14 protein-coding genes and 1 pseudogene are annotated in these 15,808 nt (G+C 68.4%); 5 read left to right on the top strand and 10 right to left on the bottom strand.

What is annotated here, in order from left to right:
* Positions 1-183: 183 nt before the first annotated feature.
* Genes KNN16_RS07850 through KNN16_RS07840 form a run of 3 tightly spaced genes read left to right on the top strand, consistent with a single transcriptional unit; the run spans position 184 to position 4,063 of the window.
* Positions 184-1,098, top strand: a complete 915-nt coding sequence (locus KNN16_RS07850) for a PhnD/SsuA/transferrin family substrate-binding protein (protein ID WP_303896193.1) — start codon at positions 184-186, stop codon at positions 1,096-1,098.
* 1 nt (position 1,099) lies between these two features.
* Positions 1,100-3,421 (top strand): GAF domain-containing protein, encoded by a 2,322-nt coding sequence (locus KNN16_RS07845; RefSeq protein ID WP_299285072.1) that lies wholly within the window; start codon positions 1,100-1,102, stop codon positions 3,419-3,421.
* Between the two features lie 3 nt (positions 3,422-3,424).
* Positions 3,425-4,063 (top strand): response regulator, encoded by a 639-nt coding sequence (locus KNN16_RS07840; RefSeq protein ID WP_369685855.1) that lies wholly within the window; start codon positions 3,425-3,427, stop codon positions 4,061-4,063.
* A 37-nt stretch (positions 4,064-4,100) separates the two neighbouring features.
* On the opposite strand, the gene mltG is transcribed toward KNN16_RS07840, so the two are convergent.
* The 3 genes from mltG to ruvB are packed head-to-tail and all read right to left on the bottom strand — an operon-like array spanning position 4,101 to position 6,724.
* Positions 4,101-5,261, bottom strand: a complete 1,161-nt coding sequence (gene mltG / locus KNN16_RS07835) for an endolytic transglycosylase MltG (protein WP_303896191.1) — start codon at positions 5,259-5,261, stop codon at positions 4,101-4,103.
* Positions 5,262-5,267: 6 nt separating this feature from the next.
* Positions 5,268-5,705, bottom strand: coding sequence for a Holliday junction resolvase RuvX (gene ruvX / locus KNN16_RS07830; protein WP_299285063.1), 438 nt, complete (start codon positions 5,703-5,705; stop codon positions 5,268-5,270).
* Entirely contained in the window at positions 5,693-6,724 is a 1,032-nt protein-coding gene (gene ruvB / locus KNN16_RS07825) for a Holliday junction branch migration DNA helicase RuvB (protein WP_369685892.1), read from the bottom strand. Before ruvB ends, ruvX begins: the two co-directional genes overlap by 13 nt.
* A 1,015-nt stretch (positions 6,725-7,739) precedes the next feature.
* Here ruvB and KNN16_RS07820 point away from each other — a divergent pair.
* On the top strand, positions 7,740-8,042 hold the full coding sequence (locus KNN16_RS07820; RefSeq protein WP_303896188.1) for a nucleotidyltransferase family protein: 303 nt from the start codon (positions 7,740-7,742) through the stop codon (positions 8,040-8,042).
* A gap of 115 nt (positions 8,043-8,157) precedes the next feature.
* Complete coding sequence (locus KNN16_RS07815; RefSeq protein ID WP_303896187.1) at positions 8,158-9,612, top strand: hypothetical protein; 1,455 nt, start codon at positions 8,158-8,160, stop codon at positions 9,610-9,612.
* 15 nt (positions 9,613-9,627) lie between these two features.
* Here KNN16_RS07815 and KNN16_RS07810 read toward each other — a convergent pair whose 3' ends face one another.
* The 7 genes and pseudogenes from KNN16_RS07810 to KNN16_RS07785 all read right to left on the bottom strand — a co-directional run bounded on the left by KNN16_RS07810 (position 9,628) and on the right by KNN16_RS07785 (position 15,759).
* Positions 9,628-9,981, bottom strand: coding sequence for a phage holin family protein (locus tag KNN16_RS07810; RefSeq protein ID WP_303896186.1), 354 nt, complete (start codon positions 9,979-9,981; stop codon positions 9,628-9,630).
* 60 nt (positions 9,982-10,041) lie between these two features.
* The gene (locus tag KNN16_RS07805; RefSeq protein ID WP_303896185.1) at positions 10,042-10,530 is read right to left on the bottom strand and encodes a nucleotidyl transferase AbiEii/AbiGii toxin family protein; all 489 of its coding nucleotides are present in this window, start codon (positions 10,528-10,530) and stop codon (positions 10,042-10,044) included.
* A gap of 40 nt (positions 10,531-10,570) precedes the next feature.
* Positions 10,571-10,759 (bottom strand): annotated as a pseudogene (locus KNN16_RS15165) (nucleotidyl transferase AbiEii/AbiGii toxin family protein); the annotation flags it as partial.
* Positions 10,746-11,042, bottom strand: coding sequence for a hypothetical protein (locus KNN16_RS07800; protein ID WP_303896183.1), 297 nt, complete (start codon positions 11,040-11,042; stop codon positions 10,746-10,748). The gene KNN16_RS07800 and the pseudogene KNN16_RS15165, both read right to left, overlap by 14 nt.
* A gap of 324 nt (positions 11,043-11,366) precedes the next feature.
* Entirely contained in the window at positions 11,367-14,606 is a 3,240-nt protein-coding gene (locus tag KNN16_RS07795; RefSeq protein WP_303896181.1) for a BTAD domain-containing putative transcriptional regulator, read from the bottom strand.
* 51 nt (positions 14,607-14,657) lie between these two features.
* Entirely contained in the window at positions 14,658-15,248 is a 591-nt protein-coding gene (locus KNN16_RS07790; protein WP_303896180.1) for a protoglobin domain-containing protein, read from the bottom strand.
* 70 nt (positions 15,249-15,318) lie between these two features.
* Complete coding sequence (locus KNN16_RS07785) at positions 15,319-15,759, bottom strand: nitrosocyanin (protein WP_303896178.1); 441 nt, start codon at positions 15,757-15,759, stop codon at positions 15,319-15,321.
* Positions 15,760-15,808 lie beyond the last annotated feature (49 nt).

Below are 15,808 nucleotides of genomic sequence, written 5' to 3'. Positions count from 1 at the left end.
CCTTCGATTTCGAGCATAAAGGACCTGTGCCCTCCATGGGCCTGGGGCTCCTCCGGAAAGGAGACCTGGGGATTTTCCCAGTTCCGGACCCGGAAGGATCCTGGGACGTAGCCACTCATCTTCATCCCCGTTACAATGGAAACGGGGCCAGGGCGCATAGCGTCTGATCCTGCGGAGGCTCTGATGCGGGGGATGCCCTGGCAGATCTTCCTGGTCTTCGTGCTGGTTGCCTGTCAGAGGGAGCCTGCCATCCCGGTTCGCCTCTCCGAATCCCTCCTCCCTTCGACGGCCCTCCGCGTCTCCCTGGAGGAGGACGGACCATGGATCTGGGGCTTCGATCGGCGGCTGGAGCCCAAGGAGGACATCCGGATGAACGCCTCCCTCCTCCGCTGGCTGGAGAGGCAGACGGGGCTCCGCTTCCGCCTTCGGATCGCGCCGCGGGGGCAGAGCGTGGCGGATGAGATCTGCGCAGGCCGGGTGCACTTCGGGATCGTCGGCACGGTCACCTACCTGCAGGCGTATCACCGGTGCGGGGCGCGGATCCTGGTGCGGGGCCGCAACCGGGAGGGTCAGGATACTTACCGGGCGGCCATCGTGGTCCCGCCGGATAGCCCGGTCCGGGATCTTGCGGATCTGCGAGGGCGGTCCTTCGCCTTCGGCTCCCCGAACTCGACCCAGGGTCATTTAATCCCTCGCCTTATGTTGCAGCGCGCAGGCCTCACCTTGCGCGACCTCCGCGCGTATGCCTTCCATGACTCCCACGCGGCCACCGCCAACGCGGTGATCAGCGGCCGCTACGACGCGGGGGGGCTGCAGGACACCCTGGCGCTGGCCCTCGCCGAACGGGGGCTGGTGCGCATCCTGGCCCTCTCAGAGCCGTATCCGTCCAGCGGCATCATCGCAGGGCCCGGGGTGCCGGAGAAGACAGCCCAGATGGTTCGGGAGGCGCTTCTGACCCTGGATCCCGGGGGGCGCGATCGGGCCTTCCTGTATCACTGGGAGCGGTCCGAGATGCCCATGGGATTCGCCCCGGCTCGGGATGAGGAATACGCGGATCTGTATTGGATCGCCCGGGAGATCGGCTTGCTGGAGCCATGAGATGAGTCGTTTCTGGTTGTGGCTGGACCGCTATCTGCCCCGGCGCCTGACCACGCGTCTCATCCTGGCGCTGGTGATCCTGGTGGTGTCGGCGGGGGTCATCACCACGGGCATCATCCACGCGCTGCTCACCCGCGCCCTGCGGGCGGAGCTGATCCGCAGCGGACAGTCCCTGACGCGGGCGCTGGGGGAGAACCTGGCCAACGCCCTGGCGGAGATGGATCTGGTTACGGTCCAGGAGCTCCTGAACGCCGTCGTCCGGGAGAACGGCGATGTGATCTACGCCTTCGCCGTCGCCCCGGATGGGCGGGTGGTGCACACGTTCCCGAATGGCTTCCCGGCCGATTTGCTGCGGCTGATCCCCGCTCGCCCCGAGTCGGCCGGTGAAGGCCTCTTGTTGGAGACGGAACGCGGCCTGGTGCGGGACTTCGCCTACCGGCCGCTGGACGGGATCCCGGCGGAGATCCATGTGGGCCTCAGCGAGGCGCGCATCGTCGCGTTGCAGGCCTGGGTGACCCGCTTTCTGGTTGGGTTGACCGCGCTCGGCTGTCTGATCGCAGCCGGGATGGCCTACGGTTTCGGCCGCGTGGTGGTTTCTCCCCTGGTGGAGCTGGCCCGTCAGGCTCAGCGCCTGGGCCAGGGTCACCTCGATGAGCGGGTCCGTCTGCCGCCCGGGGGGGAGATCGGGGATCTCGCCTGCGCCTTCAACCAGATGGCCGATGAGATCCAGCAGGCGATCCGTCGGCTGCAGGATTCCGAGGCGGGCTATCGTAACCTCTTGATGGCGGCCAGCGCGGTGGGCGAGGGCATCGCCCTGATCGGGGCGGAGGGCCCGGAGGAGGGGAAGCTGCTCTTCGTCAATGAGGCCTTCGCCCGCCAGCTGGGCTGCCGGCCGGAGGAGCTCCTCGGGTTGAACGCGGCCAGCATCCTGCCTCCCCGTTCGGTGGGGATCGCCTCCCGGCTCTGGCAGAGCCTCCGCCAGGGGCAGCCCGTCGCCCCGGTCGAGCTGGTGGTGACCGACCGGGAGGGTCGATCTCGTGTCCTGGAGACCATGGGGACCCGCATTCGCTATCAAGGCCGATGGGTCCTGGTCTGGTTCGCTCGGGACATCACCGAGCGCAAGGCGCGGGAGGAGGCCCTCCGCCGCCGGAACCGCGAGCTGATGGCGCTGAACGCGGTGGCCCTGGCCATGGGGGAGTCCCTCCCGCCGGACCGCCTTCTGCGGCGCGTCCTGCAACAGGTTCTGAACGCCCTGGAGCTCCAGGTCGGCTGGATCTGCATGCTGGGGGAAGGGGATCGGCCCTATCTGGCGGTCTGGCACGGCCCGGAGTTGCCGGTATCCCTTTCCGTGGAGTCGTTGTTCAGCTTCCCGGAGTGCCGTTGCGGCCAGGTGTTAAGGGATGGGCAGCCGGCGGTGGTGAGGGCCTCGGAGTCCAGCTGCGCCATCTATCGCATCCGTTCGCTTCTCGGGATGCCCCTGATCTGCCACGCTGCGGTGCCGATCCCGATCGGAGGACGCGTCCGCGGGGTTCTGGGGGTGGCCGCAGGGGATCCGGAGGCGTTCAATGAGGCGGAGATGGCGCTGCTGGTGACCGTGGGGCAGCAGATCGGCCTGGCCCTGGAGAACGCCCAGCTCTGGGAGGAGCTGCGCCGCAAGGAGAGGATCCGCGGGGAGCTGCTGGCCCGCCTGATGCGCGCCCAGGAGGAGGAACGCCTCCGCATCGCCCGCGAGCTTCACGATGGGATCGGCCAGTCCCTGAGCGCGCTGGTCTTCGGGCTGAACACGGTCAGCCTGGCCATCACCCAGGCGCCCTCGGAGGTGCCCCGGTTGCTGGATCGTCTGAAGATCTCCGCCAGCGAGACCATCCGGGAGCTTCAGACGATCATCTACGATCTGCGCCCCACGCTTCTGGACGACCTGGGCCTGATCCAGGCCCTGAAATGGTATACCCGGGAGCGCCTTGAGGCGCGCGACGTCCGCGTGATCTTCGAGATCCCGGAGCACGTTCCGCGCCTCCCCCCTGAGATCGAAACGGCGCTCTTCCGGATCGCCCAGGAGGCCATCACGAACATCTGCAAGCACGCGGAGGCGACCGAGGCGCGCATCCGCCTCGCCCTGCAGCCGGAATGGGTCGAGCTCGAGATCGCGGACAATGGGATCGGCTTCATCTGGTCGGAGGTCCAGAAAGGGAACGGCGCCCGCCGAGGGTGGGGGTTGCTCGGGATCCAGGAACGGGTGGAGCTGCTGGGCGGGGAGATGAAGATCGAAAGCGCGCCCGGGCAGGGGACACGCCTCTGGGTTCGTCTGCCGATCGGAGGGTAAGAGATGGGGATCCGCATTCTGATCGTCGATGACCACGCGATCGTGCGCGCCGGCATCCGGGCGCTGCTCCAGCTGTATCCGGATTTCGAGGTCGTGGGCGAGGCGGCGGATGGCCATGAGGCCATCCTTCAGACGCGCCGGCTGCAGCCGGACATCGTCCTGATGGACATCGGGATGCCGGGGATGGATGGCCTGGCGGCGACCCGCGAGATCGTCCGCGTTGCCCCCCGCACCCGGGTGCTGATCCTGAGCCAGCATGAGAACCGGGAGTATGTGATGCCGGCGCTGCGAGCGGGGGCCTCTGGCTATGTGCTCAAGCGGGCCCCGGATGAGACCCTGATCCGGGCGATCCGAGCGGTCTACGCCGGTGAAACCTACATGGATCCTCGCCTGACGGACCTCCTGGTGGAGGAGGTGCGGCGCTCCGGGGAGGGGCCGACAGATCCCCTGGAGACCCTCAGCGAGCGGGAGCGGGAGATCCTGGTCCTCCTGGCCCAGGGGAAGAGCTATCAGGAGATCGCCCAGACGCTGTTCATCAGCGTGAAGACGGTGGATTTCCACCGGGCGAACCTGATGCGCAAGCTCGGCCTGAAGAACCGCGCGGAGCTCGTCCAGTTTGCCATGCGCCGGGGCTTGATTTAGGCGGCCCGTCCGGGATGTCGGCTTCCCAACGGGCCGGTCAGGGCGACCCCTGGCAGCGCTGGAAGTTCCGGAGGTGTTCCTCCTGGGTGCGGGCGAACCAGTGGCTCCCGTCTTTCTTGAGGCAGTCAGCCATGAAGTAGAGATAATCCGTCTGCGCCGGGTTGAGGACCGCCTCGATGGACGCCAGGCCCGGGTTGGCGATGGGCCCGGGAGGCAGCCCCGGATAGCGATAGGTGTTATACGGGGAATCCACCTGCAGGTCGTCTAAGGTGAGGGGGCTCTTCCACCACGTTTTCTGATCCGCCTGATACCCCAGGGCATACTGCACCGTGGGATCGGCGTCCAGCTTCATCCCGATGGCCAGCCGGTTGAGGTAGACGCTGGCGATGAGGGGACGCTCCGCGGGGAGGACGGCCTCTCGCTCCACGATGGAGGCCAGGGTGACGACCTGATGGAGGGTGAGCCCCCGGGTCCGGGCGGCGGCGATCCGCTCCGGCGTCACCTTGCGCCCGAAGTTCTCCAGCATCCGCGCGATCAGATCCTCCGCCGTGGCGTCCCGGGCCAGCCGGTAGGTGTCGGGGAACAGATAGCCTTCCAGCGTCGCCCCGGGCGGCAGGTCGGCGAGGAAGGCGAAGCGGGCGCGCCAGCGCATCCCATCCCGCGCGGCGGACAGGACGGCGGAGGCCGAAAGATGGGTCTGGGCGGCGACGGCCTCGGCCACCTCCTCCAGGCGCAGGCCCTCCCGGATGCGCACCGTCCATTCCGACTTGCGGCCGGCGCGGAGGGCTTCGGCGACCTGCGGGATGGTCATCGTTTTGCGGAGCGTGTATTCCCCCGCCTGGATCTCCCGATCCAGGCCGTGGTAGCGCACATAGGCCCGGAAGAGGAAGGCGTCCCGGATCAGGCCGGCCTCCTCCAGGGCCTGGGCGACCTCGGTCACAGACTGGCCGGGCTGGATGACGAAGGTCACCGGGGTGGGATCGTTGCCGGCGGGCTGTTGCAGGTCGTCCCGGCGCAGGAACAGGTAAAGGCCCAGCCCCCAATCCAGGGGAGAGCCCGAGAGGGTCGGACCGGCGCCCGCGTCCGGGCGTCCGAGGCGGGGGAGGAGGACGGCCCCCAGGGCGCCGCAGAAGAAGACCACGGTCCCGATCATCAGGACCCATCGCCAGAGCGAGCGGGAGGCGCGTCGTCGGGCCATGCGGCTTCACTCCGATGGGAGATCTTCGCGGGGCGCGGGGGCCCGCTGCGCTTCCAGATAGTCCTGAAGGATCACCGCCGCCGCCTCGGCGTCCAGAGGATCCCGGCGTCGGGCGCCCCGCAGGGCGCGATAGGCGGCGGCGGTGACCGTGGAGAGGCGTTCGTCCCACAGCACCACCGGGACCGGCAGCTGGCGGGCCAGGGCTTCGGCTTCCCGACGGACCCACCGGGCCTGGGGTCCCTCCGCGCCCGAGAGGCTGCGGGGGAGGCCGATGACGATCTCTTCCACCTCATGCTCGGCGATCAGGCGGCGCAGAGCTTCCACCACGGCCCGCCGGGAGGCGCGCGGGAGGATGGTCAGGGGGCGGGCGATGGTGCGGGTGGGGTCGCTGAGGGCGACCCCGATGCGCTTCTCCCCGAGATCCAGGGCCATCACCCGTCCCATCCGGCCGGCTCCATGGGCAGGGGAGGCTGGGCGGCCTCGCCAGGGTAGGGGAGGCCCAGGTGCTCGTAGGCGCGGCGGGTGAGCACCCGGCCGCGGGGCGTGCGATCCAGGAAGCCCAGCTGCAGCAGGTAGGGCTCCACCACATCCATGATCGTGTCCGGCTCCTCAGAGAGGGCCGCGGCCAGGGTCTCCAGGCCGACCGGGCCGCCGCCGAACTTCTCCGCCATGGTGCGCATCAGCCGGCGGTCCAGCTCATCCAGCCCCAGGGGATCCACGTCCATCAGCCGGAGGGCCTCGGCGGCCACGGCGCCGGTGATGACGCCGTCGGCGCGGACCTGGGCGTAGTCGCGGACGCGGCGGAGGAGGCGAATGGCCACGCGGGGGGTGCCGCGGGCGCGGCGGGCGATCTCCCGCACGCCCTCCGCGTCGATCTCCACCCCCAGCACCCGGGCGGCGCGGCGGACGATGGTTTCCATCGCCGGCAGGTCGTAGAAGTCCAGGCGGAAGATGGCGCCGAAGCGGGCGCGCAGCGGGGCGGTGAGCAGGGCCAGGCGAGTGGTGGCGCCGATGACGGTGAAGCGGGGGAGGCTCAGGCGGATGCTGCGGGCGGCCGGCCCCTTCCCGATGACGATGTCCAGGGCGAAGTCCTCCATCGCCGGGTAGAGGATCTCCTCCACGGCCCGGGGGAGGCGATGGATCTCATCGATGAAGAGGATCTCGCCGGCCCGCAGGTTGGTGAGGATGGCGGCCAGGTCCCCCGCCCGCTCGATGGCGGGGCCGGAGGTGATGCGGATGGGGACGCCCATCTCGGCGGCGATGACGGTGGCCAGGGTGGTTTTGCCCAGGCCGGGGGGGCCGTAAAAGAGCAGGTGATCGAGGGGCTCCCCGCGGGCCCGGGCGGCCTCGATCAGGATGCGCAGGTTCTCCTTCACCCGCTCCTGGCCGATGAACTCCTCCAGCCGCTGGGGCCGGAGGGCGAGCTCGATCGCCTGCTCCTCCGGGCGGCGATAGGGAGCGATCGTCCGCTCCGGCTGGGCCGGCTCGGACGCGGGCGGATGCTCCGGCGATGGGCGATCCACCGTCTCCTTCCGACGCGCCACTTCGCGCCTCCTGAGCGGCGGGTCTGGGCATCCCGACCGCTCCCGGATTCGATTATACCCCCCGCCAGGGCCTCCCGGCCCTCCTTCGCACCGGGCTTGCGCGTCGAAGGAATTCGCCCTGGGGAGGTCTATGGCCGACGGTCGGCCATGTGTGCCGAATGAATTCGGCCTGTGGAGGCCTTCGGCCGGCGGTTGGCCTGCGCCGACCGAAGGGATGGTCTTTGCGTCGGCGGAGGCCGACGCCTGGCGCGGAGCGCCTTGGAAGGCCGATTTCGATCGGCGTGGAGGCCTTCGGCCGGCGGTTGGCCTGCGCCGACCGAAGGGATGGCCTTTGCGTCGGCGGAGGCCGACGCCTGGCGTGCAGCGCCTCTGAAGGCCGATTTCAATCGGCGTGGAGGCCTTCGGCCGATGGTCGGCCTGCGCCGACCGGGAGGTGTCTTTTGCGTCGGCGGAGGCCGACGCCTGGCGCGGAGCGCCTCTGAAGGCCGATTTCAATCGGCGTGGAGGCCTTCGGCCATGTGTGTCGAATGAATTCGGCCTGTGGAGGCCTTCGGCCGGTGGTCGGCCTGCGCCGACCGGGAGGGGGTCTTTTGCGTCGGCGGAGGCCGACGCCTGGCGCGTAAGCGCCTCAGAAGGCCGATTTCCAATCGGCGTGGAGGCCTTCGGCCGACGGTCGGCCTGCGCCGACCGAAGGGGCAGCTTTTGCGTCGGCGGAGGCCGACGCCTGGCGCGGAGCGCTGATCCGGGCGAGGGCGGACAGGCGATTCAGGTATTCGGGCCCGGATTCGCAGATGGTTTCTGTCCCCTGTAACGGAGGATTCGGGCAGGTCATGATCGAGGTTATAATCCCAAGGGGAATCGGTGATCATCGTTGGGGCCACGGATCCTCATGAGGGATCGATAAGGCAAACGAATCTCCGGTGGGGGGAAGATCATGAAGACGCTGGAGGAAATCCGGGCGATCCTGATTGAACACCGGCAGATCCTCCGAGAGCGCTACGGAGTTCGAGATCTGGCGATCTTTGGCTCTTATGCCCGGGGAGAGCAAACGGGGATGAGCGATGTGGATCTTCTGGTGCGGCTGAAGCGGCCGATTGGGCTGAAGTTCTTCGAACTGTGGGATTATCTGGAGGAGATCCTGGGTTTGAAGGTGGATCTTCTGACCTCTGGAGCACTTCCGCAGAAGCCCGACCTCTGGAAGCACGTTCGGGAGGATCTCCTTTATGCTTGGGATTAAGTGATTGGGGGGATCTGCAGGAAGTGTCAGACAAGTGAAATTTCGGCCTCCCTGGGTTCGGGGCGAATCGGCCTGGCATGCCTGAGGGTGGGAAAGATCCGGGATGGCCTGAGCGATGAGTCAGAGAGGGATCCTGAGGGGGCTCACCCCGGCGCGTCTGCTGGCGTTCACGGTGCTGGTGGGGATCTTCGTCTTCCTCAACACCCACCCCATCCGCCCCCACGATTTCTGGTGGCATCTGGCCGTCGGCCGCGAGATCGTGCGGACCGGGCGCATCCCGCTCGTGGACACGTTCTCCTACACGCGGGCGGGGACGCCGTATCCCTCCTACGCGATATTCTGGCTGGCGGAGGTCCTCTACTACGGGCTTTACGCCGCCGGCGGCCCTGCCCTCATCGTGTTCTTCCACAGCTTGCTGATCACAACGGCCTACGGGCTGATCCTGTGGGCGGCGTGGGAGGCGGGTGGGCCGCGGGCGGCAGCGGCCGGGACGTTGCTGGCGGCGGCCCTGGGGATCGACGACTGGAACGTGCGGCCGCAGGCCTTCGGATTCCTGGCCGGTGCCATGTTCCTGCGGGCGCTCTCGGGGCTGGGGCGCTCCCCGCGCTGGCGGTGGGCTTTCCCCCTCGGGATGCTCCTCTGGGTGAACACCCACGGCTCCTTCCCCATCGGGTTGTTGATGGCCGGCCTTGCCGTGGCGGAGGCAGCATGGCGGGTGTTCCGCAAGGAAGCGGGGAAAGAGGCCCTGGGGCTGCGGGCGCAGGCCTTCGCGCTGGCCCTGCTCAGCACGGGGCTGAACCCGCGGGGCTTCGGCGTCTATGAATACCTGGCGATGATGGCCCGCAATCCGATGCTCCGGAGCCTGGTGCCGGAGTGGGCGCCGCCGGGGCTGGACCGCCACGGGCTGCTGTTCTACATCGGTCTGGCAGGGGTGGGGGCGTTGCTGCTCCTGCCGCCCCGCCGGACGGATCCGGGCCTTCTGTTGCGGCTCGGCCCCTTCGCCGCCTTAGGGCTCTGGACCTCCCGGGGGATTGTGTGGTTCGGGATGGTCGCCGCGCCGGCCGTGGCGGAGCGGCTGGCGGGGTGGCTTCGGGGGCGGGCGGGGGCGGGGATCCCGTGGATGAACGGAGTGTTCGTGGGGGTGCTGGGGGTGATGGCGGCGGCCTCCCTGCCGTGGTGGAAGGGGATGTGGCCGCTGCCCCCGGCCAAGGCGGGGCTGATCTCCGCCGAGACGCCGGTGGCGGCGACGGCGTTCCTGTTGCGGGAGCGGCCGCCGGGTCCGCTCTTCCACGCCCTTTCCTTCGGGAGCTATCTGATCTGGGCGGCCCAGCCGGACTATCCGGTGTTCGTGGACCCGCGGCTGGAGCTGTATCCGATGGCGATCTGGGAGGATTACCTGGCCATCAGTGGGGCGGCGCCGGATTGGGAGGCGCGCCTGGCGCGCTACGGCGTCCGGCTGCTGATGCTCAGCCCGGCGGAACAGCCGGCTCTGATGGCCGCCGTGGCCGGCTCCCCCCGCTGGGAGCGGATCTACCGGGACGACGCCGCCGAGATCTGGCGGAGGCGGTGAAGCCGAACTGTTGGGCTATTTCTTCTCCCGCACCAGGAGGCTCAGGCCGAAGCTGACGATGGAGAGCAGGATGGCGCCGATGAGGGCCTGGAGGAAGCCGCCGACCTCCAGAGGGGTGAGGGCGGCGACCAGATAGAGGATGAGGGCGTTGACGACGAAGGTGAACAGCCCCAGGGTGAGAAGGTTCAGGGGGAAAGTGAAGAAAAGCAGGAGGGGACGGATCAGGGCGTTGGCCAGGCCCAGCACCAGCCCGGCCAGCAGGATGCCCTCCAGCCCGGCATCCGGCCGGAAGGACACCCCGGGGTAGATCCGGGAGACCACCCACAGGGCCACCGAGTTCAGCGCCCAGCGGATCAGAAAGCGTTGCATCGAACACCCCCCGGCGATGGAATTCCGCGAGCCTCAACATCTGCTTGGCGACCGACCGACTCATCCTTCCGGCTTCTCCTGCGGGCCAGGTCCTTCCATCGGGTTCCCCCCGGTTAACCGCTCCATCAAATCCACAGCCAGGGAACGAAAGCGATCCTTCAGGCGCTTCGGCTCGAAGGGCCGGACCATCCGGACCGGCCATCGTTGGGGATCGTCCGGGAATCCCTCGGCCCGGCTCAAGGCCACGGCAAACCCGTAACGGTCAAACCCCGGATCCTTCCGAGCAGCCAGCTCCATCAAATGTTCCAGGGAATGCTCTTCAAGCAGAAAGTAAAGGTCGACCGCATCCCGAGGTTCTGCGCGTCCGTAATAGGCCAGGGTTTTTTCCGCTTTTAAGTCCTCCCAAGCGTTGACCAGAACCCCGTATTCTGATAGAAGAGGGGGAGCGAATCGAAAGGGAGCATCCAATGCCAGATCCAGACGGATCTCCTCCCCGGCTTTCTCCAGGAGCATCTCCACGAACGTGGCGAAGCGCCGGATGATTTTCACCCCCCCATTCCTTTTCCCGGAATCGCCTTTCCAGCACTTGGGAGAAAGGCCCCACCAGGCCTTCTTGCGTGGTGAACAGATCCAAATCAAACGAAATCCGATGTCCGAGATAGAACTCCGCAAGGGCCGTTCCGCCCGTCAAATAAAAGTGCTCCTGGTCGGGCAGGGTGGCCAGGAGGATGAGCGCTTCCTTCTGGGCCGGGGTGAGGAGACCTTTATCTTTTAACAAGACCCTTCCTCTCCAGAAACATCTCCCAGAGGCGGTGGAGCGGAGATGGCAGGTTCAGCTCCTCGAGGATCTCCGCCACTTCTTTCAGGTCCAGCGTCCAGAGGTCCTCCTCCCGGCCGTGAAGGAGGACTTGGCGGATATACCATTTGCGCTGGAAGGGATCCCGGAGGTCCAGGCGGTCTGTGCTCCAGACCAGGTGGCGCGGGGGCCGTCCGGGCTCCGCGGGCTCCGCCTCCGCCCCGGATCCTTCGGGAAGCTCCTCCGCAGGTTCTTCGATCCTCATCGGTCCCTCCCGCATCGGATTCGAAGGCTGCGCGGCCCTTCTCTGATTTTCGCAGATTCAGGGATTCGGGGCCAGCGGCCGCTGTCCGAAGGAGGGCTTTCCAGTTTTTCGGAACGTAGGGCAACTGCTTGCAGTTGCCCTACGTATCCTGTGGCCGAGAGGGATCACCTGCCCACAAACTTAGAAGGCCTCGCACCCCACCATCTCCTCAAGGCCTTCTGCTCAGGAAGAGAAGGGCCTAAGCTCAGAAAACTGGAAAGCCCTATGTCCGAAGGAGGGGGATCGGATGAGGGGCGCGGGAAGGCGCCGGCCTGGAGCGGCGCTTCAGCCTGAAGGATCCTCCGCCTGAAGAGGAAGGGAAAGCGAAGGCTCCACGCCCAGATCCTGGCGCATGCGGCGGCGGAAGCGCTCCAGGGTGCGGAGGGCCAGGGCGCGGCGCCCTAAGGCCCACCAGGCCTGGACCAGCAGCTCGCAAGCGGCCTCGTGATAGGGATCCCGCTCCAGGAGGGCCTGGGCCAGGGCGGCCACGTCTGCCCAGGCCCCTCGCTCGGCCAGGAGGCGGGCGGCCCGCTCGGCGGCGTTCAGGTAGAGGGCGAGCAGCCGCTCCCGCTCCGGGGCAGCCCACTCCTCATAGCGACATTCCTCCAGGAACTCCCCCTGATAGAGGGCCAGCGCCTGGCGGAGCCATCCCAGGGCGAGCTCCGGCCTCTCCGCGATCTGTTGCTGGGCCCGGTCGATCAGGCTCGTGAAGAGATCGGCATCGATGTGGAAGGAGGCCTGGGGGTTCAGGCGAAGGAACTCCCCCTCCCGGATCACATAAAACGGCGGCTCCCCCGGCTGCCGGGTGGGCTCCAGGGCCCGGTGGAGGGCATGGAGGGTCACCCGGAGCTCCAGGGCGGCGCTGGAGGGATCGCGCCCCGGCCAGAGGGCCTCCATCACCTCCTCCCGGTGCACCGGGCGCCGGCGGTGGGCGATGAGGAACTGGAGGAGGCGGCGGGCGGGTTTGCGCTCCCATGCCTCCGGCGGGATCTCATACAACCCCCGCCAGACCCGGAAGGGGCCCAGGGTTTGCACGTAGAGGGGCGGATGGCGCCCCCGGCTCCCCTCGGGGACCGCCCAGGGGCCGAAGGGCACCCCCGAGGCAGTGGCCTGGAGAACCCGGGGGAAGAGGGCCTGCAGATAAGCGGGGAACAGCCCGGCGGAGAGCGCCGTCTGCAACAGGGCCATCCGCGACCCGGCGTCGTGGAAGCCCAGGAAGGGGGTTCCGGCGAGCATGAAATCATAGCCTTCCGCCTGGACGACCCGGAGCGCCTCCTCCAGCCACGGCCGCGCGGCCTCCGGATCTCCCTGGCGAAGCCACGCCCATGCCCGCCAGAGCCGTCCCAGGGTGCACAGATAACGCTCCCCACAGCGGATGCCCATCCGGATCGCCTCTTCCAGCCAGCTCGGGCCCCGGGGATCCTCGTTCTGGACGGCCGCGATCCCCTGGGCCAGCCGCATGGCGGCGGTCAGGTAGGCATCCCCTGCCTCTTGCAGGATCCGCGCGCCCTCCTCGGCGTGGGCGTACGCCAGCCCGGGCCGCCCCTTCATGCCCTCCACCCGGGTGAGGCCGAGATGGGCCTCCGCTTCGAAGCGGGGGACCCGGATCTTGCGGGCCACCTCTAAGGAGGCCCGATACGCCTCCTCCGCCCGACGGAGATCGTAATCGGGGCCGGAGAGCCAGCCGTGGCCCAGGCGGGCCAGCGCGACGCACTCCACGATCGGCGAGCGGAGCTCCCGGCCCAGCTGCAGGCCGTGCTCGGCGTAGCGACGGGCCGCTTCCCCTTCTCCCGTCATGGCGCAGATCCAGGCGAGCAGGACGGTGGCCTCCCGATGGGAACGAGGGATCCGCTGCCGATCCGGTCCCCAGGGGGCGGTTTGCAGGAGGCCCTCGACGAGGAGGCGGGCCTGGGCCAGCCGGCCCTGGCGGATCCGCAGCCGGGGCTCGACATCCGGGAAGAGGGCGCCGGGATCGTGCTGGCGCACCCGCTCCAGGAGGAGGTCCGCTCGCCTCAGCCGTCCGGCGTTCAGGAGGTTCTCCACCATCAGCCCGAGCAGGCGGATCCGTTCGCCCGGATGCGGACGGATCCGACGCCAGGCCTCATGCAGGAGAGGGGCGGCCCGGGCGGGCTGGACGGTGTCGAGGAAGACCATGACTTGGCCGATGAGGGCCTGGACCTCGGCGGCGGCGTCGCCCCGGCGGGCGGCCTCATGGCGGGCCCGGGCGTAGCCCATCAGGGCCTCGTCGAAGCGGCTGAGGAGACGGGCGGCATCGGCCCGGGCGATCCGGAGGCGAGGGTGCGCCGCCAGGACCGAATCCGGCAGGCGATCCACCCACTCGGCCAGCTGAAGATATCGGCCCTGCCGGATCATACGGTCCGCCAAGGTCTCCAGACGGCCTGCGGCTTCTTCGAAGGCGCCGGCCATCAGCAGGTGGGCGATGGCGGCCTCGAGCTCCCCGTGTTGCTGGTAACAATCGGCGGCCCGCCGATGGAGCGGCCGCAGATCCCCCAGGCGGAGCTGGGCCTGGCGTTGCAGGAACTCCTGGAAGAGGTGATGGTAACGCCAGCGGCCCTCGCCGGCGCTGATCAGGAAAAGCCCCCGCCGCTCCAGCTGGGGAAGCAGGCGCCCGGCCTCCGGGTCCTCCAGCATGGCCGCGCAGATGGATGGGGTCAGCTCGTGGAGGATGCTGGTTCGCACCAGGAAGCGCTGGACCGGCTCGGGCTGGCGGTCCAGGACTTCCTCAGCCAGATACGCGAACAGATCGGGCAGGGCCTCCGGCAGGCGATCGAGCAGGACCTCCACCGCCTGGGGTCCGCTCTCCCGCAGGTGGTGCAGGATCATCCACAAGGCGATGATCCAGCCCTCGGTCTCCTCGGCCAGCCGGCGGGCGGCCTCCGGGCTCAGCGGGAGCCCCTGGGCGGCGAACAGCTCCCGCACCTCCTCTGGGGCGAAGGCGAGGTCGGCGGCGGTGATCTCCCGGAGCTCTCCGTGCGCCCGGGCCCGCGCGGCGCCCCGCAGCTCGGGATCGCGCCGGGTGATGAGGACCAGGCGAAGGGCCGGGGGGAGCTGCTCCAGCCATCGCTCGAGCAGGGCCCGGATCTCCGGGCTGTCCGCGAGATGATAGTCGTCCAGGACCAGGACGACCTCCCGGGGGAGGCGATCCACCAGCTCGTTGGCGAGGGCATCCAGGGCGGCGAAGCCCCCGGGTTCATGGAGCCGCTCGGCCGCGGAGCGACCCAGCCGGGGGTCCAGGGAGCGGAACGCGTAGATCCAGTGGGCGAGGAAGCGCTGGGGGTCGCGATCGGCTTCCGTCAGGCTATACCAGAGGTAGGGCCAGGGGCCGTGATGGAGCGTCTGGGCCACGGCGGTGCTCTTGCCGTAACCCGGCTCGGCCTTCACCACCACCACGGGGGCCTCCAGGGCCTCCCGAAGGCGGGCCTCCACCCGGGGACGGCGCACCCAGGTGGGCCGGGGGCGAGGCGGGATCAGCCGGCTGCGCGCGATCCGATCTTCCAGGGCCATCGCCGGAGGCAGGGTGGGCCCCGGCCCGGCCGGGGCCCACCCCGGGATGGATCACCAATCTCCCTCCCGAGTATAAAGATAGCACCAGAGGGCCACCTGCATGATGACCGACTTGGTCCAGGCCTGGTGCATCTTCTCCACATCCTCCGGGGAGTGGCCCTTCTTGGCCAGGAAGGGCTTGATGGTGGCGGTGATGGGGTAGATGAAGGCGACGAGATACCGCATCGGGATGTGGGGGACGGAGCGGACCCCGTCGGTCTGGTTCTTCTTGGTCCGGTGGTGGCGCAGGCCGATCTCGTGCTGGTAGTTCAGCCAGTCCCGGTCGTAGGGGCGGTTGCAGGTGTCCAGGATCCACTGGCCGAAACGCCGGCGGACGGCCTGGAGGTAGTTCATGTCGGGCTGCCCATCGGGCCCCGAGAAGTAGTAGACCAGGTGCGGCTGGGAGCCCACCCAGCCATACCAGAGGTCCAGGATGTCCTCCACCTGGTCGGCCAGGACCTCCCCGGCCATCCGCAGGTAGCGGACGTCCTCCTCGGTGAACATGGTGGCCTTCTGGAGGTCGGCGAACTCCTCCATCGAGACGGGGGAGCGGGCCGCTTCGGCCGTCCCATAGGTATAACCGGGGATGGTCTGCACGGACATGGCGGACCTCCTTTTGGGATTTGGGATCGGATTCGTGAAAGGGGAGCTTTGAGGCTCCCCCCTATCCGACTTATGGGATCACGTTGAGCGTGCCGCGCAGGTGGATGTTCTGGGGGTGCAGCTGGCACCAGATCGTGAAGGCGCCGATCTTGTCCGCCTTGAAGGTGATGGTTTTCGTCTCCCCGGGCTTGATCACCTCCCGGATGTTGAAGGGGTCGATGGAGAAGCCCTCGCTAATAGGGGACTTGTTGGTCACCCGGAGGGTGACCTCGCTCCCTGCCGGGATCACGATGTCGCTGGGGGAGTTGATCACATTGAAGGCGCGGACGTTCTTGATGGTGACGCCTTCGATGGTGGCCTCAGGGATTGTGGTATCGAAGGCTTCGATCACGATGTCGTAGCTTAAGGATCGCGGGCGGCTGGCGCTGGGGGCGCATGCGGCAAAGAACATCGCCCCAAAGGCCAGCGCAGTGAGAAGGCCAGCGCTGAACTCCCAGACAGCGCGTCGCATAGGTTTCCCTCCTTCCCTGAGGTTAGGGGGCTGAGCAACTGCTTCCCTG

Origin of the sequence: Thermoflexus hugenholtzii, from assembly GCF_018771565.1 — a bacterium.
Taxonomy (GTDB): domain Bacteria; phylum Chloroflexota; class Anaerolineae; order Thermoflexales; family Thermoflexaceae; genus Thermoflexus; species Thermoflexus hugenholtzii_A.
The sequence above is the reverse complement of the archived record's forward strand: the minus strand, read 5'-3'. Positions and strand labels throughout refer to the sequence as shown.

Bases quoted from the DNA above. Each gene is read 5' to 3' on its own strand.
- KNN16_RS07850 (WP_303896193.1), top strand. From the start codon at position 184: ATGCGGGGGATGCCCTGGCAGATCTTCCTGGTCTTCGTGCTGGTTGCC.
- KNN16_RS07845 (WP_299285072.1), top strand. From the start codon at position 1,100: ATGAGTCGTTTCTGGTTGTGGCTGGACCGCTATCTGCCCCGGCGCCTG.
- KNN16_RS07840 (WP_369685855.1), top strand. From the start codon at position 3,425: ATGGGGATCCGCATTCTGATCGTCGATGACCACGCGATCGTGCGCGCC.
- mltG (WP_303896191.1), bottom strand. From the start codon at position 5,261: ATGGCCCGACGACGCGCCTCCCGCTCGCTCTGGCGATGGGTCCTGATG.
- ruvX (WP_299285063.1), bottom strand. From the start codon at position 5,705: ATGGGACGGGTGATGGCCCTGGATCTCGGGGAGAAGCGCATCGGGGTC.
- KNN16_RS07820 (WP_303896188.1), top strand. From the start codon at position 7,740: ATGAAGACGCTGGAGGAAATCCGGGCGATCCTGATTGAACACCGGCAG.
- KNN16_RS07815 (WP_303896187.1), top strand. From the start codon at position 8,158: ATGAGTCAGAGAGGGATCCTGAGGGGGCTCACCCCGGCGCGTCTGCTG.
- KNN16_RS07810 (WP_303896186.1), bottom strand. From the start codon at position 9,981: ATGCAACGCTTTCTGATCCGCTGGGCGCTGAACTCGGTGGCCCTGTGG.
- KNN16_RS07800 (WP_303896183.1), bottom strand. From the start codon at position 11,042: ATGAGGATCGAAGAACCTGCGGAGGAGCTTCCCGAAGGATCCGGGGCG.
- KNN16_RS07795 (WP_303896181.1), bottom strand. From the start codon at position 14,606: ATGGCCCTGGAAGATCGGATCGCGCGCAGCCGGCTGATCCCGCCTCGC.
- KNN16_RS07790 (WP_303896180.1), bottom strand. From the start codon at position 15,248: ATGTCCGTGCAGACCATCCCCGGTTATACCTATGGGACGGCCGAAGCG.
- KNN16_RS07785 (WP_303896178.1), bottom strand. From the start codon at position 15,759: ATGCGACGCGCTGTCTGGGAGTTCAGCGCTGGCCTTCTCACTGCGCTG.